Below are 25,412 nucleotides of genomic sequence, written 5' to 3' on the forward strand. Positions count from 1 at the left end.
GGCAGGTTTGCACTCCTGATGAGGGTGTGGTAGACAGAAGGGATTTCTTCCTGTATCGTTAGTATTTACGCTTTCCCTAACCTTTGTGCCTTCATATAGCGGTGGGCACGGGCTGAAGGTGACGTTTTTCCGTCCGACTCTATAGCTTCGAGCACCGTTCTATTCGGGGGCTGAGGTTGTCGTGTCGCCGGTAATGTCGCCGGGAGGCTGATTGCTAACAGACATGTCTGTGGAAGGATCCCCATTTTGGTCGCTTCGAGCACCTCTAACCATGACGCCGCTAACGGCGCAGAGAACGTCTCGCGCCGAATTTCATTCGCGAAGATTAACGAACCGCTGAAGGTTCCCAACCTGCTTGCTATCCAGACCGATAGCTTCGACCGCCTCGTTGGTAACGAGCGCTGGGCGGAGCGTCTGGAGAAGGCGCAGGCTGCTGGTGACACTTCTGTCCCCGCTCAGTCCGGTCTGGCTGAGATTTTTGAAGAAATCTCCCCGATTCGTGACTTCCAGGAGACTATGCAGCTCTCCTTCTCTGAGCCTGAGTTTGCTGACCCCAAGTACTCTGTTGAGGAGTGCAAGGACCGCGACGCAACCTACTCGGCTCCGCTGTACATTAAGGCTGAATTCATGAACCTCGCTACCGGCGAGGTCAAGCAGCAGACCCTGTTCATGGGTGACTTCCCCCTGATGACCGAGGCCGGTACCTTCGTTATTAACGGTACTGAGCGTGTGGTCGTTTCTCAGCTGGTGCGTTCCCCCGGTGCTTACTTCGAGAAGGCTCCGGACCGTACCTCCGATAAGGACATTTACTCTGCCCGCGTGATTCCTTCCCGCGGCGCATGGTTCGAGCTTGAGATTGATAAGCGCGACCAGGTTGGCGTGCGTCTGGACCGCAAGCGTAAGCAGTCCGTGACTGTTCTGCTGAAGGCTCTGGGCTGGACCGAGTCCAAGATTCTGGCTGAGTTCGGTCAGTACGACTCCATCCGCGCAACCCTGGAGAAGGACTCCGTCAAGGACCGCGACGAGGCTCTGCTGGACATCTACCGCAAGCTGCGTCCGGGTGAACCCCCGACGGTTGAAGCTGCCCAGGCTCTGCTGGACAACATGTACTTCACCCCGCGCCGCTACGACCTGGCGAAGGTTGGCCGTTACAAGCTGAACCGTAAGCTCGGTGTGGACGTTCCCATGGATTCCCCCGAGGCTTCCGTTCTGAGCCAGGACGACATCGCTCAGATGATTCGTTACCTCTGCGCTCTGCACGCAGGCGAGACCAGCATCCCCGGCGTCCGTGACGGCGAGGAGATCTCCCTCAAAATCGATATCGACGACATCGACCACTTCGGTAACCGTCGTATCCGCACCGTGGGCGAGCTGATTGAGAACCAGATCCGTACCGGTCTGTCCCGTATGGAGCGCGTGGTTCGCGAGCGCATGACCACCCAGGACGTGGACGCTATCACCCCGCAGTCCCTGGTGAACATCCGCCCCGTCGTGGCGGCTATCAAGGAGTTCTTCGGTACTTCTCAGCTGTCGCAGTTCATGGACCAGAACAACCCGCTGGCAGGTCTGACCCACAAGCGTCGTCTGTCCGCACTGGGCCCGGGCGGTCTGTCCCGTGACCGTGCAGGCATGGAAGTTCGAGACGTCCACCCCTCGCACTACGGTCGTATGTGCCCCATTGAAACCCCTGAAGGCCCGAACATTGGTCTGATTGGTTCGCTGGCAACCTACGGTCGTATCAACTCCTTCGGTTTCATTGAGACCCCCTACCGCGTGGTGACTGACGGCCGCGTGACCGATGAGGTCCGCTATCTGACCGCTGACGACGAGAAGTCTGTTGTTATCGCACAGGCAAACGCACCGCTGAACGCTGACCGCACCTTCGCTGAGAACGAGGTTCTCTGCCGTGCGGGCGATGGTTCTGGCGAAGCTGTTCTGGTTGCTCCCGGTGCCGTTCAGTACATGGACGTCTCCCCGCGCCAGATGGTGTCTGTTGCTACCGCTCTGATTCCTTACCTGGAGCACGACGATGCTAACCGAGCACTGATGGGTGCTAACATGCAGCGTCAGGCTGTGCCCCTGCTGGAGTCTGAGGCTCCCGTGGTTGGTACCGGTATGGAGAAGTACGCAGCGCTGGACTCCGGTGACTCCGTGCTCGCGAAGAAGCCCGGTGTGGTTTCCTCCGTGGACGCTAAGACCGTTATCGTCCGTAACGACGACGGCTCTGTCTCCACCTACCCGATCATGAAGTTCTCCCGCTCGAACCCGGGTAACTGCTACAACCAGCGCGTTGTGGTGAAGGAAGGCCAGCGCGTCGAGTACCGCGACGTTATTGCTGATGGCCCCTCCACCGACGGTGGCGAGCTGGCACTGGGTAAGAACCTGCTCGTGGCATACATGCCGTGGGAAGGCCTGAACTACGAGGATGCAATCATCCTCTCCCAGCGCATGGTTTCTGAGGACGTGCTGACCTCGATTCACATTGAGGAGCACGAGATTGACGCCCGCGACACCAAGCTGGGCCCCGAGGAGATTACCCGCGACATTCCGAACGTGTCCGAGGATGTTCTCTCGGCTCTGGACGAGCGCGGCATCATCCACATCGGTGCTGAGGTTGAGGCTGGCGACATCCTCGTCGGTAAGGTCACCCCCAAGGGCGAGACCGAGCTGACCCCCGAGGAGCGCCTGCTGCGCGCAATCTTCGGCGAGAAGTCTCGCGAGGTTCGCGACACCTCCCTGAAGGTTCCTCACGGCGAGTCCGGTACCGTCATCGGTATCCGTATCTTCGACCGCGAGAACAACGATGAGGACGATCTGCCCCCGGGCGTGAACCAGCTGGTCCGCGTGTACGTGGCTCAGAAGCGTAAGATTACCGACGGCGACAAGCTTGCAGGCCGCCACGGTAACAAGGGTGTTATTTCCAAGATCCTGCCGATCGAGGATATGCCCTTCCTGGAAGACGGTACCCCCGTGGACGTCATCCTGAACCCGCTGGGCGTGCCCGGTCGTATGAACATTGGTCAGGTTCTGGAAGTCCACACCGGTTGGCTGGCTAAGCAGGGTTGGAAGATTGAGGGCGAGCCCGAGTGGCTTAAGCACATGCCGAACTTCCCGAAGGAATCCGGCCCGACCCGCCTCGCAACCCCGGTGTTCGACGGTGCCCACGAGGACGAACTGTTCGACCTTATGGACCACTCGAACCCGAACCGCGATGGTGACCGTCTGATCAACCGTTCCGGTAAGGCACGTCTGATTGACGGCCGTTCCGGTGAGCCGTTCCCGGACCCGATTTCGGTTGGTTACCAGTACATCCTGAAGCTGCACCACCTGGTGGATGACAAGATTCACGCTCGTTCCACCGGTCCGTACTCGATGATTACCCAGCAGCCTCTGGGTGGTAAAGCGCAGTTCGGTGGTCAGCGCTTCGGTGAGATGGAAGTGTGGGCGCTGGAAGCATACGGCGCTGCATACACCCTGCAGGAAATCCTGACCGTCAAGTCCGATGACGTGGCGGGCCGTGTGAAGGTTTACGAGGCTATCGTGAAGGGCGAGAACATCCCTGAGCCGGGTATCCCCGAATCCTTCAAGGTTCTTATCAAGGAAATGCAGTCTCTGTGCCTGAACGTCGAGGTGCTCTCCACCGACGGCAAGATTATTGAGATGAGCGACTCGGAGGAAGAAGGCTTCCGGGCAGCAGAAGATATGGGCGTGAGCCTGACCCACGACGAGCCTAGCTCCGTCGACGAGGCATAAGCACCGCCTCCTTCTAGGGTGGGGAGCCCCGCATGCGCTCGCGTGCGTTGTGGGGTTCCCGCCCGCTAACCCAAGTCTTCAGAAACTTACAGAAAGAGATTAGGACCGATATGTCCAACGAATCTTCGCTTGGTTTGATGCGAATTGGCCTCGCCACCGCCGACGACATCCGTCGTTGGTCTTTTGGTGAGGTTAAGAAGCCCGAGACCATCAACTACCGTACCCTGAAGCCCGAGAAGGACGGCCTCTTCGACGAGCGTATCTTCGGCCCCACTAAGGACTGGGAGTGCTACTGCGGTAAGTACAAGCGCGTGCGCTTCAAGGGCATTGTGTGTGAGCGCTGTGGTGTTGAGGTGACCCGCTCTAAGGTACGTCGTGAGCGTATGGGTCACATTGAGCTGGCTGCTCCTGTTACCCACATTTGGTACTTCAAGGGTGTTCCTTCCCGCCTGGGTTACCTGCTGGATCTGGCTCCGAAGGACCTGGAGAAGGTCATTTACTTCGCTGCGTACATGATCACTAAGGTTGACGAGGAGGCTCGTCACGAGGATCTGCCGATGCTGCAGGCTGCTCACGATCGTGAGAAGCAGGAGCTTGAGGCTGCTCTGAACGCTGACGTGAACGCTATCAGCCGTGAGGTTGAGGCGGAGCTGGCTCGTATTGAGGCTGAGGGCGGCAAGGCTGCTGAGAAGCGTAAGCTGCGCGATAACGCTGAGCGTCAGCTCGCGTCGGTGCGTAAGCGCTACGAACGTGAGGCTGAGCACTTGGATCGTGTGTGGGATCGCTTCAAGAACCTGAAGGTCGCTGACCTTGAGGGTGATGAGGCTCTGTACCGTTCCATGATTGATAAGTACGGCCTGTACTTTGAGGGCGCTATGGGCGCAGAGGCTATTAAGAAGCGTCTGGAGTCCTTCGACCTGGAGGCTGAGGCTGAGGCTCTCAAGGAGATTATTCAGACCGGTAAGGGGCAGAAGAAGACCCGCGCTCTGAAGCGTCTGAAGGTTGTTAACGCCTTCCTGACCACTAACAACTCTCCGCTGGGTATGGTCCTGGATGTTGTTCCGGTTATTCCGCCGGAACTGCGCCCGATGGTTCAGCTGGACGGTGGCCGTTTCGCGACCTCCGACCTGAACGACCTGTACCGTCGTGTGATTAACCGTAACAACCGTTTGAAGCGTCTGCTGGAGCTGGGTGCTCCCGAGATTATCGTGAACAACGAGAAGCGTATGCTGCAGGAAGCTGTGGACTCGCTGTTCGATAACGGTCGTCGCGGTCGCCCGGTGACCGGCCCCGGTAACCGCCCCCTGAAGTCTCTGTCTGACATGCTGAAGGGTAAGCAGGGCCGTTTCCGTCAGAACCTGCTCGGTAAGCGTGTTGACTACTCGGGTCGTTCCGTGATTGTGGTTGGTCCTCAGCTGCAGATGCACCAGTGTGGTCTGCCCAAGCAGATGGCGCTGGAGCTGTTCAAGCCCTTCGTCATGAAGCGTCTGGTGGAGCTGAGCCACGCTCAGAACATTAAGAGTGCTAAGCGTATGGTTGAGCGTTTCCGCCCGCAGGTTTGGGACGTTCTGGAAGAGGTTATTGCTGAGCACCCGGTTCTGCTGAACCGTGCACCTACCCTGCACCGCCTCGGTATTCAGGCGTTTGAGCCGAAGCTGGTTGAGGGTAAGGCTATTCAGCTACACCCGCTGGTTTGCTCCGCGTTCAACGCTGACTTCGATGGTGACCAGATGGCAGTTCACCTGCCGCTGTCTCCCGAGGCTCAGGCTGAGGCTCGTATCCTCATGCTGTCCTCGAACAACATCCTGAAGCCGTCGGATGGCCGCCCTGTGGCTGTTCCTTCGCAGGATATGATCATTGGTCTGTTCCACCTGACGACTCCTCGCGATGGTCAGAAGAACGAGGGTCACGCATTCTCCTCGGTGTCTGAGGCTCTGATGGCGATGGATCGTCACGAGATTGAGCTGTACACCAAGGTGAAGATTCGCCTTGATGGTGACCAGTTTGTTGCTCCTGAGGGCTGGGAAGCTCCTGAGGGTTACAAGGCTGGCGACCCCGTGCTGCTGGACTGCACCGTTGGTCAGGTTCTGTTCAACCAGGCTCTGCCGAAGGATTACCCCTGGTTCTCCGGTGTGGCAGATAAGAAGGGCCTGGGTAGCCTGATTAACGATCTGGCTGAGCGCTACCCGATGGATGTTGTGGCTCGTGCTCTGGATAACCTGAAGAACTCCGGTTTCTACTGGGCTTCTCGTTCGGGCGTGACCGTGGCTGTTTCTGATATTGCTACTCCTGCTGAGAAGCCGGCAATTATGGAGCGCTACGAGAAGCAGGCTGCTGCAATTCAGGACGACTTTGAGATCGGTACCATCGATGACGAAGAGCGTCGTCAGGAGCTGATTAAGGTTTGGACCGAGGCTACCGACGTGGTTGCAGAGGCTATGCGTGAGAACTTGAGCTCTCACGGTGGTCTGAACACCATTTACCGTATGGTGACCTCCGGTGCACGTGGTAACTGGATGCAGGTCCGTCAGATTGCGGGTATCCGTGGTCTGGTGTCGAACCCGAAGGGTGAGATTATGCCTCGCCCGATTAAGTCCTCGTACCGTGAGGGCCTGTCGGTTCTGGAGTACTTCATCGCGACCCACGGTGCACGTAAGGGTCTGGCTGATACTGCGCTGCGTACCGCTAACTCGGGTTACCTGACTCGTCGTCTGGTGGACGTTTCGCAGGACGTTATCGTTCGCGAGCACGACTGTGGCACTCGCCGCGGTTTGGTTCTGCCTCTGATTGATGAGGATGGCGGTCTGCACCAGGATGTTGAGACTTCGATTCACGGTCGTACCCTTGCGGTTGACGTGAAGGACGAGGCTGGCAACGTTCTGGCTGCTGCTGGTTCCGATGTCTCTGATGAGCTCATTGAGAAGCTCTTCAAGGCAGGTGTGAAGGATGTTCGCGTCCGTTCGGTTCTGACCTGTGAGTCCGCTATTGGTGTGTGTGCACTGTGCTACGGTCGTTCGATGGCTTCGAACGTGCTGGTGGACATTGGTGAGGCTGTTGGTATTATTGCGGCTCAGTCGATTGGTGAGCCCGGTACCCAGCTGACCATGCGTACCTTCCACACCGGTGGTGTGGCTTCGGCTGACGATATTACTCAGGGTCTGCCCCGTATTCAGGAGCTGTTCGAGGCTCGTACCCCCAAGGGTGTTGCCCCGATTTCTGAGGTGTCTGGTCGCGTGACCATTGAGGATACCGAGAAGTCCTACAAGATTGTGGTGACCCCGGACGATGGTTCCGAGCCCCAGTCCTACACTGTTCTGCGTCGTGCGGCTTCTAAGCTGCAGAACGGCGATCACGTTCAGGTTGGCGATCAGCTGGCTACCGGTTCTGTTGATCCGAAGGAGGTTCTGCGTATTCGTGGTCCTCGTGAGGCTCAGAAGCACCTGGTGAGCGAGGTTCAGGGCGTGTACAAGTCGCAGGGTGTGGAAATCCACGACAAGCACGTTGAGGTTATTGTTCGCCAGATGCTGCGTCGCGTGACCGTGATTGAGTCCGGTGATACCGATCTTCTGCCTGGTGAGCTGGTTGATAACATTGCTTTCCAGACTGCTAACCGTAAGGCACTGGTTGAGGGTAAGAAGCCCGCAGCTGGCCGTCCGGAAATGATGGGTATTACCAAGGCTTCGCTGGCTACCGAGTCCTGGCTGTCGGCGGCCTCCTTCCAGGAGACCACCCGTGTCCTGACTCAGGCTGCTATGGAGGCGAAGACTGACCCGCTGCTCGGCCTGAAGGAGAACGTGATCATCGGTAAGCTGGTTCCCGCCGGTACCGGTCTGGCACGTTACAACGATATTGAGGTTGAGCCCAGCGCCCAGGCTACTGCTGAGCGTATGCAGGCTCTGGACACTTTCGGTGGTTACCAGAGCGCGTTCCAGATGGATAACGAGGTGTACACTTACGGCAACGGCGGCTTTATGGCTGTTTCGCTGGATGAGTACGGTCGTGGTCTGGACTAAGGCTTCTGCCGTGAGGGGTAGGTTGAGGGTTTAGAGCCCCGGCCTGGTCCTTGATAAAGAACGCGGATACTCGAGTTGTCTCGGGTATCCGCGTTTTTTGTTTCATGAGGAGGTGGAGGTTTCTTTTAAGCGTGGCTTTAATATTCTTTACCCTTCAATGTGAGGTTGTAGATTTTATGCCTAGTGGACGAATTTATTTATGAAAAAATCATTGGAGTGCATCATTTTTCATGATGAGAAAATTGCTTGACAGAGCAAGAAATTAGATGACGGTCAAATATGCTAAATCTCCCTAGAAACCGCACTAGAACTGCAATATATAGAATATTCACTCGTTTTTCTTTGGGGTATATATAGAATAAATGTTCTTGATTTGAACGATGCTAATTCAACTGGAAAGCCTTTTGACTAGGTTCTATTCTTGAAGGCATGCATATCACTCCAATCACTTCCGGACGGGTGACTACTAGCGGCACCCGACTGCCCTCCGGAACATCTCAATCTCAGATGCCTGAACAGAATTCCTCTTTGTCTGCAGGTGAGCAAAAGCGCTCCTCTGTCTTTTCGCGCTTTAAAGCACCCATGCATTCTCTAACTCGCATTGGTGCTGCATGCCTCATTGCGGCATCCGCAATTCTTCCCGCTGGCCAGATTGCGACGGCAGCTCCTGCCTCTCAGAGCTCCAGTGCTACCCCCTACCTGGTTGGTGCAGGTGCGGCGGATATTACCGGTGAGCCCGGTGAGGTCGGCTTCATGGGTTACGGTGAGACCTCTCAGAAGGGTAGCGGTGTGCATACTCGCCAGTACGCACGCGCTTTCATTGCTGTGGATCGAGCTTCGGGTAAGCGCAACCTCATTGTTGTACTCGATACGTTGACCAGTTGGCAGTCTTTGCGTGATGAGCTGGTGAAGCGTATCCGCGCTGAGTTTGGTTCTGCGTACGATGAATCGAACATTATGATTACTGCAACCCACACTCACGCAACTCCTGGCGGTATCACGCACCAGAGCCTGTACAACATTACGACTCTGGGCTTCCATCAGGACACGTTTAATGCACAGGTAGATGGGTCACTGAAGGCGATTCGCCAGGCGACGAAGGACCTTTCACCCGGTAACCTGACGATTTCTTCTTCAAAGCTGACTGGTGTCGGTGTTAACCGTTCTCGCGAGGCGTTCAACCTGGACTCTCCTGAGATTCGCTCTAAGCTGCCCGGCGGTACCGATCCGACCAATATGACTCTGCGTCTGGAGCGTAACGGTAAGACTCGTGCGGTGTTGAACTGGTTCGCAATTCACCCGACGTCTTTGACCTCGAAGAACACCTTGATTTCGAGCGACAACAAGGGTTACGCGGAGTACCTGCTGGAGAACCAGGACCACGGTGTTGACCGCAATGTTCCTGGCAGTGGTGATGGCTTCGTAGCTGCATTTGCGAATGCTAATGCTGGTGATGTTTCTCCGAATACTTGGTTGAAGCCTGGCCAGGGTCCGACCAATGACCAATTCAAGAACATGAAGATTCAGGGTGAGAAGCAGGCTAACGCTGTGCGTTCTCAGTTGAAGAGCTCGGGTACTCCGGTGGGTAAGGGCTTGGATTCGCGTATTTCGTACTTCAACTTCTCGGGTATGAATGTGGATGCCAAGTACACCGGCAGTGGCCATAATGAGCGAACTTGTCAGGGCTTCCTGGGTACTCCGTTCGGTGCGGGGTCCACCGAGGATGGTGGCGGTGGCTGGGCTGTCTATAAGGAAGGCTCCGGTCGCCCCTCTATTCTGGGTACTCTGGTATTCACTCCGAGTGCTGCCCAGACGCGTTGCCAGCAGCCGAAGGGCATTCTCTTCTCTGCAAAAAATGGAACGATCATTCAGGAAAAGTATCCGGTGCAGATTATGCGCTTCGGTGACTACTACCTGCTGGGTATGCCCGGTGAGTTCACCGGCGCGGTGGGTGTGCAATATCGCCAGGATGCTGCCAAGCTTTTCGGCGTTCCCGAATCGCACATTATTCTGCAGGGCTACACCAACGCCTACGACCACTACGTGACGACTCCTGAGGAGTATGACTCTCAGCAGTATGAAGGTGGCGCGACCCTCTTTGGTCGTTACACCTCCAGTGCGTTCCGCCAGACCATTAATGTTGTTGGAACTTCGCTGAAGAACGGCACTCCGCTGGGTATTGGCGACCGTCCGAATGACCGTCGCCCGGTAGCCAGCCTGCAGGGTAAGGTTGTCTACGATACCCCGATGTTCGGCACTCGTTACGGTCAGGTGACCCAGCAACCTCAGGATGCGATTGCTGGCCGCCAGGAAGTCTCTGCTCGTTTCGTGGGTGCGCACCCGAACAACAACATGCATCACGACGGTAGCTACTTTGTAATTGAGCGTCGTGTGGGTAATACCTGGAAGTACTATACTGCGGATAACAACCCGGACACTTTCTTTGAGTGGAAGCGTATCGGCATTTCTGCTTCTCAGGTGACGGTGCGTTGGAGTGTTCCGGCAAATACCCCTAAGGGTCAGTACCGCATCCGTTACTACGGTAATGCCAAGAAGAACTCAAAGACTATTACCCCGTTTGAGGGGCAGACTCGAGTCTTCCAGGTAGCGTAGTCCAGTAGCTGCTGTGGCGGACCTATAACTGAATACTCTCTTGCGGGAGGCGGGTGTAGATATGCGCTCGCCTCCCGCATCTGTTGGGGGCGCCAAGAATCATTGAGAGGTTCTTGGCGGCCTTCTGCTTTAAATTGCGGCAAGGGGGCAAAAGAAACAGAGCGGGCAGAGGTGGTGGCGGGGGAGAGGTAAATCCCAAAGATGTAATTTAAGTGAGGCAAATCATTGGGTTTTGCCCCTGGGGGAGGCATTAAAAGCAAAGAATCCCAGCTTGGGCGCTAGATTAAGCGGGATTTAACCTGTATAGTCTTATCCGAAGTACTTGAGCTCGGTGCACAAGGATCCACCCCCGGTGGGTTTACGCGGGATATTTCCCGAGGGCACGGGCATGATGAATCAATGGCAGTATGGATACCGTCCTTTGGCGTTGCTTTTTGCTGACGCCTAAATGCCATTTTTAAGCGTGCCCAAAAACTTTTTCACCTCTGATGGTGGGGAATTTTAGCCCTGAGAACTCGCCGAGATGTCGAGGAACCTATAGAAACCAACCGGATATGCATCCGAGCGTTTCTGATAACCGAGAGCACCCATCCAACGTGATGGGGGCCAGTAAGTTTATACGGGCTTCTCTAACGAGAAACCTGATCAAGCAACGGAGAAAACGTGCCTACTATTCAGCAGCTGGTCCGTAAGGGCCGGACTCCCAAGGTCGTTAAGACCAAGGCGCCCGCACTGAAGGGCAACCCCATGAAGCGTGGCGTGTGCACCCGTGTGTACACCACCACCCCGAAGAAGCCGAACTCGGCACTGCGTAAGGTCGCTCGTGTCAAGCTCAACGGCGGCGTCGAGGTTACCGCATACATCCCCGGTGAGGGTCACAACCTGCAGGAGCACTCGATCGTGCTCGTTCGCGGTGGTCGTGTGAAGGACCTCCCCGGTGTTCGCTACAAGATCGTTCGTGGCGCTCTGGATACCCAGGGTGTTAAGGGTCGCGGCCAGGCTCGCTCCCGCTACGGCGCTAAGAAGGAGAAGAAGTAATGCCTCGTAAGGGTCCCGCTCCCAAGCGTCCCCTCGTAAACGATCCTGTTTACGGTTCCGCTCTGGTCACCCAGCTGATCAACAAGGTTCTGCTGGACGGCAAGAAGTCCGTCGCAGAGCGCATCGTCTACGGTGCCCTCGAGGGCGTCGAGAAGAAGACCGGTTCTGACCCGGTCGCAACCCTGAAGAAGGCTATGGACAACATCAAGCCTTCTCTCGAGGTTCGCTCCCGCCGCGTTGGCGGTGCAACCTACCAGGTTCCGGTTGAGGTTCGCCCCGGCCGTTCCACCGCTCTGGCTCTCCGCTGGCTCGTTGGCTTCTCCAAGCAGCGCCGCGAGAAGACCATGACTGAGCGTCTGATGAACGAGATCCTGGATGCATCCAATGGTCTCGGTGCCGCTGTGAAGCGTCGCGAGGACACTCACAAGATGGCCGAGTCCAACAAGGCCTTCGCACACTACCGCTGGTAATTCTCCGTTTAGAGCCTGCCGAGTCGATTCGAGTCGGCAGGCTTTCGGAGTATCTCATTTAGGGAGAATAACGTGGCACTTGACGTGTTCACCGACCTTAACAAGGTCCGCAACATCGGTATTATGGCGCACATCGACGCCGGTAAGACCACCACCACTGAGCGCATTCTGTTCTACACCGGTATTAACCACAAGATTGGTGAGACTCACGACGGCGCTTCCACCATGGACTGGATGGCTCAGGAGCAGGAGCGAGGTATTACCATTACCTCCGCAGCAACCACCTGCTTCTGGAAGGACAACCAGATCAACATTATCGACACCCCCGGTCACGTCGACTTCACCGTTGAGGTTGAGCGCTCCCTGCGCGTCCTCGACGGCGCAGTTGCTGTGTTCGACGGCAAGGAAGGTGTTGAGCCCCAGTCTGAGACCGTTTGGCGCCAGGCTGACAAGTACGATGTCCCCCGTATCTGCTTCGTCAACAAGATGGACAAGATGGGTGCTGACTTCTACTTCACCGTTCAGACCATCATCGACCGCCTGGGCGCACGTCCGCTGGTTGTTCAGCTCCCCATCGGCGCTGAGAGCGACTTCCTCGGTGTTGTTGACCTGCTCGAAATGAAGGCATACGTCTGGCCCGGCGACGCCAAGGGTGACGTGAGCATGGGTGCTTCTTACGAGGTTCAGGACATTCCTGCTGACCTGGTTGAGAAGGCTGAGCAGTACCGCGCTGAGCTGGTTGAGGCTGTTGCTGAGTCCAGCGAAGAGCTCATGGAGAAGTACCTCGAAGAGGGCGAACTGACTATCCCCGAGATTAAGTCGGGTATCCGTCAGCTTGTTATCTCCGGCGAGGCATTCCCCGTTCTCTGCGGTTCTGCATTCAAGAACCGCGGTGTTCAGCCCATGCTGGACGCTGTGATTGAGTACCTGCCCTCCCCGCTGGACGTTCCGGACGTTGTCGGTTCCAACCCCTCCAACGAGGAAGAGAAGCTGACCCGTAAGGCATCCGCAGACGAGCCCTTCGCAGCACTGGCGTTCAAGGTTGCAGCTCACCCGTTCTACGGTCAGCTGACCTACACCCGTGTTTACTCCGGTGTTGCAGCTCAGGGCCAGCAGGTTCTGAACTCCACCAAGGGTAAGAAGGAGCGCATCGGTAAGCTCTTCCAGATGCACTCCAACAAGGAGAACCCGGTTGAGGAGATTACCGCAGGTCACATTTACGCTGCGATTGGTCTGAAGGACACCACCACCGGTGACACCCTGTGCGACCCCGCACACCCGATCGTTCTCGAGTCGATGACCTTCCCCGACCCTGTGATCTTCGTGGCTATCGAGCCCAAGACCAAGGGTGACCAGGAGAAGATGTCCACCGCTATCCAGAAGCTTTCCGCTGAGGACCCCACCTTCACCGTTTCGCTGAACGAAGAAACCGGTCAGACCGAAATTGGTGGTATGGGTGAGCTGCACCTGGACATCATCGTTGACCGTATGAAGCGCGAGTTCAAGGTTGAGGCTAACGTTGGTAAGCCTCAGGTTGCTTACCGCGAGACCATCAAGAAGGCAGTCGAGAAGGTCGACTACACCCACAAGAAGCAGACCGGTGGTTCCGGTCAGTTCGCAAAGGTGCAGGTCTCCTTCGAGCCCCTGCCCCTGGATGGCGAAGAGCTGTACCTGTTCGAGGACAAGGTCACCGGTGGCCGCGTTCCTCGCGAGTACATTCCCTCGGTCGACGCTGGTATCCAGGACGCTATGAAGTTCGGTGTCCTCGCTGGCTACCCGATGGTGGGCGTGAAGGCAACCCTGATCGACGGTGCTTACCACGACGTCGACTCCTCCGAAATGGCGTTCAAGATCGCTGGTTCGATGGTCTTCAAGGAAGGCGCTAAGCGCGCTAACCCGGTCCTGCTCGAGCCGCTGATGGACGTTGAGGTTCGTACCCCCGAGGAGTACATGGGCGACGTTATCGGCGACCTGAACTCCCGCCGTGGCCAGGTTCGTTCCATGGAGGACGCATCCGGCGTTAAGATCATCAAGGCTATCGTGCCCCTGACCGAAATGTTCGGTTACATTGGCGACCTGCGTGGCAAGACCCAGGGTCGTGCAGTGTTCTCGATGGCATTCGATAGCTACGGCGAGGTTCCCAAGAACGTCGCTGACGAGATCATCCAGAAGAGCCGCGGCGAGTAATTTTCGCGTCTCACCCGTGGGCCACGGGCTAAAAACCTGTGGCCCACGTCAAAATTTTCAATTAAATCCATTATTGAGAGCATGAACAGTTTCATCTCTGCGGCGTAATCCGCTATTGTAGACGCTAGACCGTTTTATAACGGGATGCGCCGGAGCGAAGATCCGCGTGCATGTTTTCAATCGTTCTAGGAGGAACACTCTTGGCTAAGGCTAAGTTCGAGCGCTCCAAGCCTCACGTTAACGTCGGTACCATTGGTCACGTTGACCACGGTAAGACCACCCTGACCGCAGCAATCTCCAAGGTTCTGGCTGACAAGTACCCGGACCTGAACGAGAAGCGCGACTTCGGTATGATCGACTCCGCTCCCGAGGAGCGCCAGCGCGGTATTACCATTAACATTGCTCACATCGAGTACCAGACCGAGAAGCGCCACTACGCACACGTTGACGCTCCCGGCCACGCTGACTACGTCAAGAACATGATTACCGGTGCGGCTCAGATGGACGGCGCAATCCTCGTGGTTGCAGCTACCGACGGCCCCATGGCACAGACCCGCGAGCACGTTCTGCTCGCTCGCCAGGTTGGCGTCCCCACCCTGCTGGTTGCACTGAACAAGGCAGACATGGTTGACGACGAAGAGCTCCTCGACCTCGTCGAGATGGAGGTCCGTGACCTCCTCTCCTCGCAGGAGTTCGACGGCGACAACGCTCCGGTTGTTCGCGTTTCCGCGCTGAAGGCTCTCGAAGGCGATCCCGAGTGGGTTGCTAAGGTCGAGGAGCTCATGGACGCAGTCGACACCTACATTCCGGACCCCGTGCGTGAGAAGGACAAGCCCTTCCTCATGCCCATCGAGGACGTCTTCACCATCACCGGTCGTGGCACCGTTGTTACCGGTCGTGCAGAGCGCGGTACCCTGAAGATCAACTCCGAGGTCGAGATCGTCGGTATCCGCCCGATCCAGAAGACCACCGTTACCGGTATCGAGATGTTCCACAAGCAGCTCGACGAAGCATGGGCAGGCGAGAACTGTGGTCTGCTGCTGCGTGGTCTGAAGCGTGACGATGTTGAGCGTGGTCAGGTTGTCGTGGAGCCGGGCTCCATCACCCCCCACACCGAGTTCGAGGCAAACGTCTACATCCTCTCCAAGGATGAGGGTGGCCGTCACAACCCCTTCTACTCCAACTACCGTCCTCAGTTCTACTTCCGTACCACTGACGTGACCGGCGTTATCACCCTCCCCGAGGGCACCGAGATGGTTATGCCCGGTGACAACACCGAGATGACCGTTACCCTGATCCAGCCCATCGCAATGGAAGAGGGTCTCGGCTTCGCTATCCGTGAGGGTGGCCGCACCGTTGGTTCGGGTCGCGTTACCAAGATCATCAAGTAATTGCCGTAAATTTACGACAATTCGCTAAAGATCTGCCGGAGAGAAAACTCTCCATCAGGTAGCGATACTCAAGGACCCCCGCAGATGCGGGGGTCCTTTTGTTATGCCCATATTGGCCTGTTGAGGACTCCGCCGAAGCAGAGAAAGCGGCATTATCAGCAGGGCCGCCAAAGTACAGCTCTGGGCATTCTCGGTCCCCTTTAGCAGCCGCTCAAGACTTCTGAGTGGGGAAACATGCGTAGTAATAGCGGAAGTTCACGTTGCATCCGTAACGATAGAAATCCCCCTGCGGCGGCATGGCAAGTCCGTACCTTCTAGCTGTAAATCCTGAACTCCCGGATATGGAAAGAGCACGGGCAGGTGAATGACTGCCTGATCCGTTTAGAGATTTGCAGACCTCAGAAAGAACCTGGTCATGTGGACCGGCTTGCGGCGGGGGAGCGTCTAAAGACCCTGCAGATAGGAATATAAGATCTGCGGACAAAGAAAAACGGTTCCCAGCCCGAAGGCTGGGAACCGCGATTCGAATGACTGCCCCTCGTAAGGGACATAGGTAATCCTACTACAGAATGCCGCAGGAAAAGAACCTATACCTGCAACAGGTTAGATATTCTCCCCGTCACGAGGCTGGTATCCCTGCTGAGGAACCGGAGGCAGCTGCATCTGGACATTACCCTGGGGGTACATGCCCTGCTGATTCTGAGGCTGTGTGAAATCCCCAAGCTGCTCAGAATCCTGGTGCGGAGCTACTGCATCCTGCTTGTTCTGTCGCACCAGCAGACGCCAGATAACGCCGGCAATAAGCAAGATAGAGATAATCAGCAGGGTCAGCGGGTTCAGACCGTTGAGCAAAATTGCCAGATCGAGGGTGACCAAGGCGGTTGCAATATAGGTCCAGACTCGGTCGAGCAGCAAAGCGCTCAGGAGAGTCAGAGCGATGCCGAGTACCAGCACCACAATATCCGGACCATCAGCGGGAACTGCCCACGTTACCAGGGTGAGAAATACCTGCAGACCCAAAGCCCAGTACAGAGGAGAATCCGATACCTGCTCGTCTACAGGCCTCTTTGCGATGAAGTTCTTGAGAACCTTGGCAGCTACAACAGCCAGCAGAATCAGGAGAGCAACCTCAAGAATGACGCTCAGGGGATTGGACTTCGAGTAATCAATGACCAGACGGGCGATGAAGAGGCTGAACGCCGTGGTGCAGACGATCGGCAGGTTCTTCGCCTTGGTGACAGACACGAAAGACAGAGCGCCTAGGCCCCAGAGAAGTGCGTTGAGTTCTACCTGCTTGGGCTCAAAAACCAACCCAACGAAGGTGTAGAATCCCAGCACCGCCAGAGCGGGAATCATCAGCAGCGTATTGACCGGTGCATAGATGCCCTGGCTCAGGGGGCGGCGAGACATGAAACGCACGTAGGGGGCACCTAACGGGCCGTGCATCGGCAAGTCAACCATCGTATTACCGACCGGGACAGCGATGCGAGGACGAACGTTTGCGTTCACACCGAAGACCTCAACCGGGAGCGTGACCTTCAGAACGAACAGGATAACGACGGCAATCAGAGCGTAGTAGCCCAGAAGAGTCATCACCATTGTGCTTTCCCTCGTGTTGAAGAGATTCCATAGAGAACCAATGCAGAAAGTCGTGATACTGATGGAGGCACCAATCTGCATGCGGGGGATCCTGAAGATGAGTGCAAGTACCCATACGGCGATGAAGATCATCGGGGTTGCTACTGCGAACAGCAGATTATCAAAATCACCAATGAAACGGCCTGCGCTCAGGATAGAACCAAGAGTGAAGAAAATTGCTGCCGCGTATGCTTCGTAGCTTCGCTTGGAGTACGCGTAGAGTAGCACGCTACACAGTGCCTGAACCGCCAACAGTGCAAGTACGAGGAAGTCTACGAGCGATTCCTGCATATTGCCGCTGATAGCGAGCAGAATGACCGACCAGCAGATGGGGAACCGTGCAACGGTGAGTAGCTCTGAACGAATCGAAGAGCCAGCCGGCATAAAGAAACCGAGTGCACCGTAGACGACGGTCAGGAGTGCCGGTAGCGCTACAGCGATGTACTCCTTCTGCAAGTCGTACAGCAGGTAGTGTCGTGAGCCGATCGTCGCGATAAGCAGAGTCGCGTAGAACGCGATACGGACAAACATGACAAGCGTTGAGCGGAAGGATCCAACGTCCGAAAGTCGCAACGCGCGAGCCAGAATAAGAGCGCCCAGCACGCTCAAGAAGAGGACGGCACCCGAGAAGAGAGGGAAACCAATCCAGAATCGGCCGTGTGCTCCGCCATCAGCATGGTTAGCCACGTACCCAACGAAGAGAGCAAAAACGCCCAAGAAGAGGTAAACCGACATCTCTACAAGACGGTAGCTTGCGTTCTGCGCTGCAACGCCCTGGGAGAGGCCAAAAGTCAGTAGCGCAATAGCGGCGCAGACCAGCGCAAACATCAAAAGCGACTCAGAAGTCTGCATCTCAGGAATGAGAGCGAGGAAGAGCTGAATCATACCAATGGCATAACCGATGTTGCTCAGTACCGCTCCTGCGGCACGTGCCTCGGGGGCCTTAGCACTGACCAGATAGATGACTACTGCCGCGGTAAAGAAGAGGTAGAAAGTACCCTGATTGCCGGGGGACGCGTACATGCCAACAACTGGAATGAGCGCTACAAAACTCATGAGTAGCAGAGGCTGGATTGCCTTGCGGTACAGCAAGAAACTCACAATGCAGAGGACACCAATAACCCAGGGGGCAGGGAAGATACCTTGATTACCTTCTGCATAAGGAAGGAAAGCACTCCAGCGCGTCGCGTATACAGGGCTATCGGCAGCATGAGCAGTGAAGAAGGCATCAAGGAGAGCAAAGAAGGAGAAGAATACGCCGACGCATGCATCGATGGCAGGCAACCACTCTATCTTGCGAGCGGGTTGGTGAAGAGATTCCTTCGCCCATGGGATAGACGGGGTGCTTTGTAGCTGCTTGAGCTGTTCATCGGCAGCAGGAGCGGAACCAGCAATAGTCTTCTGTAGACGAGGAATAAATACGTAGGCAGAAATCAGGTTAACAACCAGAACAGAGACGAAGAAGATGCTGGGGAACCACGGGCCGTGATCCGAGTCCATGATGAAGGAGAGAATGGACGCAATAGGGTAGATGCGTGCCTGGGCGTAGTAATCCGCCGTACCGTTCAGCCAGGTGAACAGAATGGCGTGCACAGACATAACTGCAAACGCAATACCCGCGTCCGTGTAGCTCAGGTTGCTGGTGAAGAAGAAAATGGCGATGGCAGTAGCCGGGACAAAAATACGGGAAGAATCAACAAGACCTTCGCGGATGCCCTTCGGGGCAGCATTCGGGGCAAAGTGCAGAATCAAACCCAGAACAGTGGCAACTGCAGTCAGTGAAACAAAATACCAAACGAAAGGCAGAGCCGCTACCTTCGTAGCCGCCAATGAGTCCGAAACGATGAACGAAATCAGCAGGTACGCCATCACACGGTTACGCATGAGGGCGCAGGCTCCAACAATGGCTGCAGTGCCAACCAGAGACGTGAGGAGCCAGATGTAGCGTCCTTCAGTCCAAATCTTGAGGACATAGATAGCAACGCCAGTCAGAGGAATAAACGCAAGACCGGTTGCTGCAAAAGAGTAGGAAGCGATACGTAGGCGCTCCACGAAACGGTAGGTGAGCAGACCGGCTCCGTAGAAGACGACTGCTCCAAGCGCCATTGCAAGGACACGGAAGATAGCCGTTTCATCCTGAGAAGACGTCACAGAGGTGACAAAAAGCCCCGCAGCACCGATGAGCAGGAGCGAACCGATATACAGAACAATATTGAGGAAGATATCCTCATTGACCCGGCGTCGCTGCGCAGGAGGCTGAGGATACGGACCCGACAGGGACGGGGGAACATACAGGCCGAGACCTTGCGGCTGGACATGCTGAGGGCTCTGAGATGAAGAGTGAGAGCTAGAGGATGCCTGATGAGGTTGTGTCGGCTGAGACATGGTTTCTCCTTAGGCTGTAGTGATACTTCTACGATACGAGAGTCTTTAGACCTAAAAGCTTTATTACGAGCAATAAAGCGCATGGAACTTACTGAAAGTAGATTGAAAGCTCCCTGAGAGTTGCATTCAGAGAAGTGCCTCAAATTGACAGAGACAGTTAAGTGTTCTTAAGCACTTAACTCGTGTTTGTATTGCGTAAGCGCTCTATCTCTGAGAGAATTGACGACGTTGTCAAAGCGTCTACCTGCACTAAAGGTAGGCCCACGTATGACCCGGTCCGAAGGATGACGGGATGAGTCTGTCTAGAAAATAGGCGACACGCCCGAGTTCGGGGGTCGGTACTCAGGCGGGGTGAGGAACCCGGCAAAGCCGGATTCAGTCCGTTCTGAGTGGCGCACGTGATGAATATATCGCGTTCCTTAAGCGCTATAACAAAGGGGCAAAAGCTCCGATACAGGGAATACATCAAGAAAGAGAGTCCGACAGATGGCGGGACAGAAAATCCGCATCCGTCTGAAGTCCTATGACCACGAGGTCATCGATTCTTCGGCACGGAAAATCGTCGAAACGGTAAAGGGCGCAGGCGCAACTGTAGTTGGCCCCGTGCCGCTGCCGACCGAGAAGAACGTTTACTGTGTTATCCGTTCTCCCCACAAGTACAAGGACAGCCGCGAGCACTTCGAGATGCGTACGCACAAGCGTCTGATCGACGTTGTTGATCCGACCCCCAAGGCTGTTGATGCCCTCATGCGTCTCGACCTGCCGGCAGACGTAAACATCGAGATCAAGCTGTAGAGGATCGCATCTAATGACTAACAAATTCGAGCGCCAGGTGAAGGGCCTGCTGGGCACCAAGCTCGGCATGACCCAGGTCTGGGACGAGGACGGCAAGTTCGTGCCTGTCACCGTCGTCAAGGCTGATTCTAACGTTGTTACCCAGATCCGTAACCAGGAAACTGACGGCTACGAAGCTGTTCAGATCGGTTTCGGTGCAATCGACTCTCGCAAGGTTACCAAGCCCCTGGCTGGTCACTTCGAGAAGGCCGGTGTTACCCCCCGTCGCCACATCGTCGAGCTGCGTACCGCAGATGCTTCTGAGTATTCCCTCGGTCAGGAACTGACCGTTGAGCTCTTCGAAGCAGGCCAGAAGGTCGACGTCGTTGGTAAGACCAAGGGTAAGGGCTTCGCAGGTGTTATGAAGCGTCACGGCTTCAAGGGTGTTGGCGCGTCTCACGGTCAGCACAAGAACCACCGTAAGCCCGGTTCCATCGGTGGCGCATCCTACCCCGCACGCGTGTTCAAGGGTATGCGCATGGCTGGCCGTATGGGCGCAGCACGTCACACTACCTTGAACCTGACTATCCAGGGTGTGGACGCAGAGAACAATGTCCTGCTGATCAAGGGCGCAATCCCCGGTCCCAAGGGCGGCGTTGTTCTGGTTCGTACCGCTGTGAAGGGAGCCTAATACATCATGGCTGTTAAGACCCTTAAGGTAGACCTGCCCGCAGAGATTTTCGACGCGCAGGCATCCGTGCCCCTGCTGCACCAGGTTGTCGTTGCACAGCTCGCTGCTGCACGCCAGGGCACCCACAAGACCAAGAACCGCGGCGAGGTTTCCGGTGCAGGCCGTAAGCCCTTCAAGCAGAAGGGTACCGGTAACGCACGTCAGGGCTCCATCCGTGCACCGCACATGACCGGCGGTGGCGTTGTTCACGGTCCGACCCCGCGTAACTACGCACAGCGCACCCCCAAGAAGATGATCGCCGCTGCACTGCGCGGTGCTCTCTCCGATCGCGCTCGTCACGACCGCGTCCACGTTGTCGAGAACTTCATCTCCGGTGAAACCCCCTCGACCAAGGCTGCAAAGGCTGCATTCGCAGCTATCACCGAGCGCAAGAACATCCTTCTTGTGATTGCTCGTGCAGAGGACGTTGTGGCTCTGTCCGCACGTAACCTGGAGAACGTTCACGTTCTGTACGCAGATCAGCTCAACACCTACGATGTGCTGGTTTCTGACGACGTGGTCTTCACCAAGGCAGCATTCGACGCATTCGTTGCTGCAGCTCAGAAGAAGGAGGGCGCTAAGTAATGAGCGTTTCCACCAAGTCTGTATACGGCGTGATCATCGCTCCCGTCGTTTCCGAGAAGAGCTACGGTCAGCTCGACGAAGGTAAGTACACCTTCGAGGTCGCTACCGATTCCAACAAGCTGGAAATCAAGCAGGCCATCGAGAAGATCTTTGACGTCAAGGTTGCTTCCGTCAACACCATCAACCGTCAGGGCAAGCGCAAGCGCACCCGTTTCGGTTGGGGCGCTCGCAAGAACACCAAGCGTGCGATTGTGACCCTCAAGGAAGGCACCATCGACATCTTCGGCGGTCCGCAGGCATAAGCCCCGCGGAGACCACTTTAACGAAGGAAGAAATATCTAAATGGGTATTCGTAAGTACAAGCCGACGACCCCGGGTCGCCGCGGTTCGAGCGTTGCTGATTTCTCCGAGATCACCCGCTCCACCCCGGAAAAGTCCCTGCTTCGTCCGCTTCACAAGACCGGCGGCCGTAACAACACCGGTCGCATCACCACCCGTCACAAGGGTGGCGGCCACAAGCGCCAGTACCGTCTGATCGACTTCCGTCGTCACGACAAGGACGGCGTGAACGCACGCGTTGCACACATCGAGTACGATCCCAACCGTACCGCTCGCATCGCACTGCTGCACTACTTCGATGGTTCCAAGCGCTACATCATCGCTCCGAACAAGCTCGCTCAGGGCGACATCGTCGAGTCCGGCCCCGCAGCTGACATCAAGCCCGGTAACAACCTGCCCCTGCGCAACATCCCCGTTGGTACCGTGATTCACTGTGTTGAGCTCCGCCCCGGTGGCGGCGCAAAGCTGGCTCGTTCCGCAGGTGCTTCTGTACAGCTGGTTGCTAAGGAAGGCAAGTACGGTCAGCTCCGTCTGCCCTCCGGCGAAATCCGCAACGTGGATGTTCGCTGCCGCGCAACCGTTGGTGAAGTTGGCAACGCTGAGCAGTCCAACATCAACTGGGGTAAGGCAGGCCGTAACCGCTGGAAGGGCATCCGCCCGACCGTCCGTGGTGTGGTCATGAACCCGGTTGACCACCCGCACGGTGGTGGTGAAGGTAAGACCTCCGGTGGTCGTCACCCGGTTAACCCCAACGGTAAGCCCGAGGGTCGTACCCGCCGTCCCAACAAGGAAAGCGACAAGCTCATCGTTCGTCGCCGTCGTACTGGCAAGAAGCGCTAAGGAGCCTGAAACATGCCTCGTAGTTTGAAGAAGGGCCCTTTCGTTGATCAGCACCTCTACCTGAAGGTTGCAGCTCAGAACGAGAAGGGCACCAAGAACGTAATCAAGACTTGGTCGCGTCGCTCGATGATTATCCCCGACATGCTCGGTCACACCATCGCAGTGTACGACGGTCGCAAGCACGTGCCGGTGTTCATCACCGAGTCGATGGTTGGTCACAAGCTCGGTGAGTTTGCTCCGACCCGCACTTTCCGCAGCCACGTGAAGGACGACCGTAAGGGCAAGCGTCGCTAATCGGTTCACACCGATAAGCTAACGTTTCCCTTTCGGCAATAGACGAAAGAGAGATAGGCAATGGAAGCCAAGGCATCAGCGCGTTTCGTTCGCGTTACGCCTATGAAGGCCCGCCGTGTCGTCAACCTGATCCGTGGTAAGCAGGCGGAAGAGGCTCTGGCGATTCTGAAGTTCGCCCCCCAGGCAGCTTCGGAACCGGTATACAAGATCGTTGCTTCGGCAGTAGCTAACGCTCGTCAGAAGGCGACCCAGCAGGGTCTGCCCTTCCGCGAGGAAGAGCTGTTCATCAGCGAAGCATTCGTGAACGAGGGCCCGACCATGAAGCGCATTCAGCCCCGCGCTCAGGGTCGCGCATACCGAATCAACAAGCGCACCAGCCACATCACCGTGGTAGTTGCTACCCCGGAGAAGGAGGAGGACCGCTAAATGGGTCAGAAAATTCACCCGAACGGTTTCCGACTGGGCATCACCACTGACCACGTCTCCAAGTGGTTCGCTGATTCCAACAAGCCCGGCGAGCGTTACGCTGACTTCGTCCGCGAGGACGTAAAGATCCGCGAGCTGCTGGCAAAGAACCTGGATCGCGCAGGCGTTGCAAAGGTCGAGATCGAGCGTACCCGTGACCGCGTGCGTGTGGACATCCACACCGCTCGTCCCGGTATCGTGATTGGCCGCCGTGGCGCAGAAGCAGACCGCATCCGCGGCGAGCTCGAGAAGCTCACCAACAAGCAGATTCAGCTGAACATCCTCGAGGTTGCTAACCCCGACCTCTCCGCTCAGCTGGTTGCACAGAGCATCGCAGAGCAGCTCGCATCGCGTGTTGCATTCCGCCGTGCAATGAAGAAGGCAATCCAGTCCGCACAGCGTGCAGGCGCAAAGGGTATCCGTATCCAGTGCTCCGGCCGTCTGGGTGGCGCTGAAATGTCCCGTTCCGAGTTCTACCGCGAAGGCCGTGTGCCCCTGCACACCCTGCGTGCGAACATCGACTACGGCTTCTTCGAGGCTAAGACCACCTTCGGTCGCATCGGCGTGAAGGTCTGGATCTACAAGGGCGACCTGACCGACAAGGAGCTGGCAGCTCAGCAGGCAGCAAACAACCGCCGTGGCAACCGCCGCGATGGTGACCGCCGCCGCCAGGGCAACCGTGGTCCTCGTCGCGAGCGCCGCAACGAGAACGCTTCGGCAAAGGTCGAGGCCAAGACTGCAGAGAACGGTGAGGCATAAATGCTTATTCCCCGTCGAGTAAAGTACCGCAAGCAGCACCACCCCAAGCGTAGTGGTCTCGCAAAGGGCGGCACCGAGGTTAGCTTCGGTGAGTGGGGCATTCAGGCCCTGTCGCCCGCATACGTGACCAACCGCCAGATTGAGGCTGCACGTATCGCAATGACCCGTCACATCAAGCGTGGCGGTAAGGTCTGGATCAACATTTATCCCGACCGTCCGCTGACCAAGAAGCCCGCTGAAACCCGTATGGGTTCCGGTAAGGGTTCGCCCGAGTGGTGGGTCGCAAATGTCAAGCCGGGTCGAGTCATGTTTGAACTCTCCGGTGTGTCCGAAGAAGTGGCTCGCGAGGCAATGCGCCTGGCAATCCACAAGCTCCCGATGAAGGCACGTGTTGTGCGTCGCCGCGAAGGTGGTGAATAAGCGAGATGGCAGTAGGATCCAAGGACCTGAGCATCGATAAGCTCGCAGAGCTCTCCAACGAAGAGCTGGCTGCAAAGCTGAGCGAAGCGAAGAAGGAACTCTTCAACATCCGCTTCCAGGAAGTCACCGGTCAGGCTAACGCAGGTCGTCGCCGCACTATCAAGCGCGACATCGCACGTATCTACACCGTGCTGCGTGAGCGCGAGCTCGGTATTCGTCCCGCAACTGAAGGTGAGTCCAAGTGAGTGAAGTAAAGAACGAAGAGCGCGGCTACCGCAAGACCCGCCGCGGCTACGTTGTCTCCGACAAGATGGACAAGACCGTTGTCGTCGAGGTCGAGGACCACGTGAAGCACGCACTGTACGGCAAGGTCGTTCGCCGTAGCTCCAAGATCAAGGCACACGATGAGCAGAACGCTGCTGGCATCGGTGACCTCGTTCTGATTGCAGAGACCCGTCCGCTGTCCGCTTCCAAGCGCTGGCGTATCGTGGAGATCATCGAGAAGGCTAAGTAAGCCCTTTTCATGACTCTCTGCTAGAGCAGTAAAAGAACCCCTCTCCTACTTCGGTGGGAGAGGGGTTCTTTATGTTTTAACCTTTGTTAGGGAAAACTAGGGCGGGCGCCCTATGACATGGGCTAATAACAGATGCTAAGACAATATCTGTCATAAATGTCTTGATATGTCATACGAGAAAACAATATTTTTCTCTCGCGTTGA

At 56.5% G+C, this 25,412-nt stretch carries 19 protein-coding genes; 18 read left to right on the forward strand and 1 reads right to left on the reverse strand.

Annotated features, from left to right (window positions below; all coding sequences use genetic code 11):
* Positions 1 to 246: 246 nt before the first annotated feature.
* The 7 genes from rpoB to tuf all read left to right on the forward strand — a co-directional run bounded on the left by rpoB (position 247) and on the right by tuf (position 15,465).
* Positions 247 to 3,753, forward strand: a complete 3,507-nt coding sequence (gene rpoB / locus HMPREF2712_RS04615; protein ID WP_005504932.1) for a DNA-directed RNA polymerase subunit beta — start codon at positions 247 to 249, stop codon at positions 3,751 to 3,753.
* A 110-nt stretch (positions 3,754 to 3,863) separates the two neighbouring features.
* On the forward strand, positions 3,864 to 7,766 hold the full coding sequence (locus HMPREF2712_RS04620) for a DNA-directed RNA polymerase subunit beta' (protein WP_070687283.1): 3,903 nt from the start codon (positions 3,864 to 3,866) through the stop codon (positions 7,764 to 7,766).
* Between the two features lie 582 nt (positions 7,767 to 8,348).
* Positions 8,349 to 10,379 carry a neutral/alkaline non-lysosomal ceramidase N-terminal domain-containing protein gene (locus HMPREF2712_RS04625; RefSeq protein WP_070819692.1) on the forward strand — a complete coding sequence of 677 codons (2,031 nt, stop codon included), beginning with the start codon at positions 8,349 to 8,351 and terminating at the stop codon, positions 10,377 to 10,379.
* A gap of 663 nt (positions 10,380 to 11,042) precedes the next feature.
* Positions 11,043 to 11,417, forward strand: coding sequence for a 30S ribosomal protein S12 (gene rpsL / locus HMPREF2712_RS04630; RefSeq protein WP_005504939.1), 375 nt, complete (start codon positions 11,043 to 11,045; stop codon positions 11,415 to 11,417).
* A complete protein-coding gene (gene rpsG / locus HMPREF2712_RS04635; protein ID WP_005504941.1) occupies positions 11,417 to 11,887 on the forward strand; it encodes a 30S ribosomal protein S7 in 471 nt (156 codons plus the stop codon). The genes rpsL and rpsG overlap by 1 nt, the downstream gene beginning before the upstream one ends.
* Before the next feature lie 72 nt (positions 11,888 to 11,959).
* Positions 11,960 to 14,074 (forward strand): elongation factor G, encoded by a 2,115-nt coding sequence (gene fusA / locus HMPREF2712_RS04640; protein ID WP_005508395.1) that lies wholly within the window; start codon positions 11,960 to 11,962, stop codon positions 14,072 to 14,074.
* 200 nt (positions 14,075 to 14,274) lie between these two features.
* On the forward strand, positions 14,275 to 15,465 hold the full coding sequence (gene tuf / locus HMPREF2712_RS04645; RefSeq protein WP_005508397.1) for an elongation factor Tu: 1,191 nt from the start codon (positions 14,275 to 14,277) through the stop codon (positions 15,463 to 15,465).
* 603 nt (positions 15,466 to 16,068) lie between these two features.
* Here the strand turns inward: tuf and HMPREF2712_RS04650 are convergent.
* Positions 16,069 to 19,209: a Fe2+/Zn2+ uptake regulation protein gene (locus HMPREF2712_RS04650; RefSeq protein ID WP_246828672.1), complete on the reverse strand. Its 3,141-nt coding sequence runs from the start codon at positions 19,207 to 19,209 to the stop codon at positions 16,069 to 16,071.
* 765 nt (positions 19,210 to 19,974) lie between these two features.
* Between HMPREF2712_RS04650 and rpsJ the strand changes: the two genes are divergently transcribed.
* Genes rpsJ through rpsQ form a run of 11 tightly spaced genes read left to right on the forward strand, consistent with a single transcriptional unit; the run spans position 19,975 to position 25,208 of the window.
* Positions 19,975 to 20,283 (forward strand): 30S ribosomal protein S10, encoded by a 309-nt coding sequence (gene rpsJ / locus HMPREF2712_RS04655; RefSeq protein WP_004005287.1) that lies wholly within the window; start codon positions 19,975 to 19,977, stop codon positions 20,281 to 20,283.
* Between the two features lie 13 nt (positions 20,284 to 20,296).
* A complete protein-coding gene (gene rplC, locus HMPREF2712_RS04660) occupies positions 20,297 to 20,953 on the forward strand; it encodes a 50S ribosomal protein L3 (protein ID WP_005504955.1) in 657 nt (218 codons plus the stop codon).
* A gap of 6 nt (positions 20,954 to 20,959) precedes the next feature.
* Positions 20,960 to 21,577, forward strand: a complete 618-nt coding sequence (gene rplD / locus HMPREF2712_RS04665) for a 50S ribosomal protein L4 (RefSeq protein ID WP_005504957.1) — start codon at positions 20,960 to 20,962, stop codon at positions 21,575 to 21,577.
* On the forward strand, positions 21,577 to 21,879 hold the full coding sequence (gene rplW, locus HMPREF2712_RS04670; protein ID WP_070819397.1) for a 50S ribosomal protein L23: 303 nt from the start codon (positions 21,577 to 21,579) through the stop codon (positions 21,877 to 21,879). Before rplD ends, rplW begins: the two co-directional genes overlap by 1 nt.
* A 40-nt stretch (positions 21,880 to 21,919) precedes the next feature.
* Positions 21,920 to 22,756 carry a 50S ribosomal protein L2 gene (gene rplB / locus HMPREF2712_RS04675; protein ID WP_005504961.1) on the forward strand — a complete coding sequence of 279 codons (837 nt, stop codon included), beginning with the start codon at positions 21,920 to 21,922 and terminating at the stop codon, positions 22,754 to 22,756.
* Between the two features lie 12 nt (positions 22,757 to 22,768).
* On the forward strand, positions 22,769 to 23,050 hold the full coding sequence (rpsS, locus tag HMPREF2712_RS04680; RefSeq protein WP_004005282.1) for a 30S ribosomal protein S19: 282 nt from the start codon (positions 22,769 to 22,771) through the stop codon (positions 23,048 to 23,050).
* Positions 23,051 to 23,110: 60 nt separating this feature from the next.
* Positions 23,111 to 23,476: a 50S ribosomal protein L22 gene (rplV, locus tag HMPREF2712_RS04685; protein ID WP_005504964.1), complete on the forward strand. Its 366-nt coding sequence runs from the start codon at positions 23,111 to 23,113 to the stop codon at positions 23,474 to 23,476.
* The gene (rpsC, locus tag HMPREF2712_RS04690; RefSeq protein WP_005504966.1) at positions 23,477 to 24,274 is read left to right on the forward strand and encodes a 30S ribosomal protein S3; all 798 of its coding nucleotides are present in this window, start codon (positions 23,477 to 23,479) and stop codon (positions 24,272 to 24,274) included.
* Entirely contained in the window at positions 24,275 to 24,694 is a 420-nt protein-coding gene (gene rplP, locus HMPREF2712_RS04695; RefSeq protein ID WP_005504968.1) for a 50S ribosomal protein L16, read from the forward strand.
* A 5-nt stretch (positions 24,695 to 24,699) separates the two neighbouring features.
* Positions 24,700 to 24,939, forward strand: a complete 240-nt coding sequence (rpmC, locus tag HMPREF2712_RS04700) for a 50S ribosomal protein L29 (RefSeq protein WP_005504969.1) — start codon at positions 24,700 to 24,702, stop codon at positions 24,937 to 24,939.
* Positions 24,936 to 25,208 carry a 30S ribosomal protein S17 gene (gene rpsQ / locus HMPREF2712_RS04705; RefSeq protein WP_005508401.1) on the forward strand — a complete coding sequence of 91 codons (273 nt, stop codon included), beginning with the start codon at positions 24,936 to 24,938 and terminating at the stop codon, positions 25,206 to 25,208. The genes rpmC and rpsQ overlap by 4 nt, the downstream gene beginning before the upstream one ends.
* The last annotated feature ends 204 nt before the right edge of the window (positions 25,209 to 25,412 follow it).

The organism is Rothia sp. HMSC064F07, assembly GCF_001837265.1.
GTDB classification, from domain to species: Bacteria; Actinomycetota; Actinomycetes; order Actinomycetales; family Micrococcaceae; genus Rothia; species Rothia mucilaginosa.

Coding starts and splice junctions, on each gene's coding strand:
- rpsS (WP_004005282.1), top strand. CDS start 22,769: ATGCCTCGTAGTTTGAAGAAGGGCCCTTTCGTTGATCAGCACCTCTAC.
- rpsG (WP_005504941.1), top strand. CDS start 11,417: ATGCCTCGTAAGGGTCCCGCTCCCAAGCGTCCCCTCGTAAACGATCCT.
- HMPREF2712_RS04620 (WP_070687283.1), top strand. CDS start 3,864: ATGTCCAACGAATCTTCGCTTGGTTTGATGCGAATTGGCCTCGCCACC.
- rpsJ (WP_004005287.1), top strand. CDS start 19,975: ATGGCGGGACAGAAAATCCGCATCCGTCTGAAGTCCTATGACCACGAG.
- rpmC (WP_005504969.1), top strand. CDS start 24,700: ATGGCAGTAGGATCCAAGGACCTGAGCATCGATAAGCTCGCAGAGCTC.
- rplV (WP_005504964.1), top strand. CDS start 23,111: ATGGAAGCCAAGGCATCAGCGCGTTTCGTTCGCGTTACGCCTATGAAG.
- rplW (WP_070819397.1), top strand. CDS start 21,577: ATGAGCGTTTCCACCAAGTCTGTATACGGCGTGATCATCGCTCCCGTC.
- rplB (WP_005504961.1), top strand. CDS start 21,920: ATGGGTATTCGTAAGTACAAGCCGACGACCCCGGGTCGCCGCGGTTCG.
- rplC (WP_005504955.1), top strand. CDS start 20,297: ATGACTAACAAATTCGAGCGCCAGGTGAAGGGCCTGCTGGGCACCAAG.
- rpsC (WP_005504966.1), top strand. CDS start 23,477: ATGGGTCAGAAAATTCACCCGAACGGTTTCCGACTGGGCATCACCACT.
- rplD (WP_005504957.1), top strand. CDS start 20,960: ATGGCTGTTAAGACCCTTAAGGTAGACCTGCCCGCAGAGATTTTCGAC.
- HMPREF2712_RS04650 (WP_246828672.1), bottom strand. CDS start 19,209: ATGGCGCTTGGAGCAGTCGTCTTCTACGGAGCCGGTCTGCTCACCTAC.
- rplP (WP_005504968.1), top strand. CDS start 24,275: ATGCTTATTCCCCGTCGAGTAAAGTACCGCAAGCAGCACCACCCCAAG.
- HMPREF2712_RS04625 (WP_070819692.1), top strand. CDS start 8,349: ATGCATTCTCTAACTCGCATTGGTGCTGCATGCCTCATTGCGGCATCC.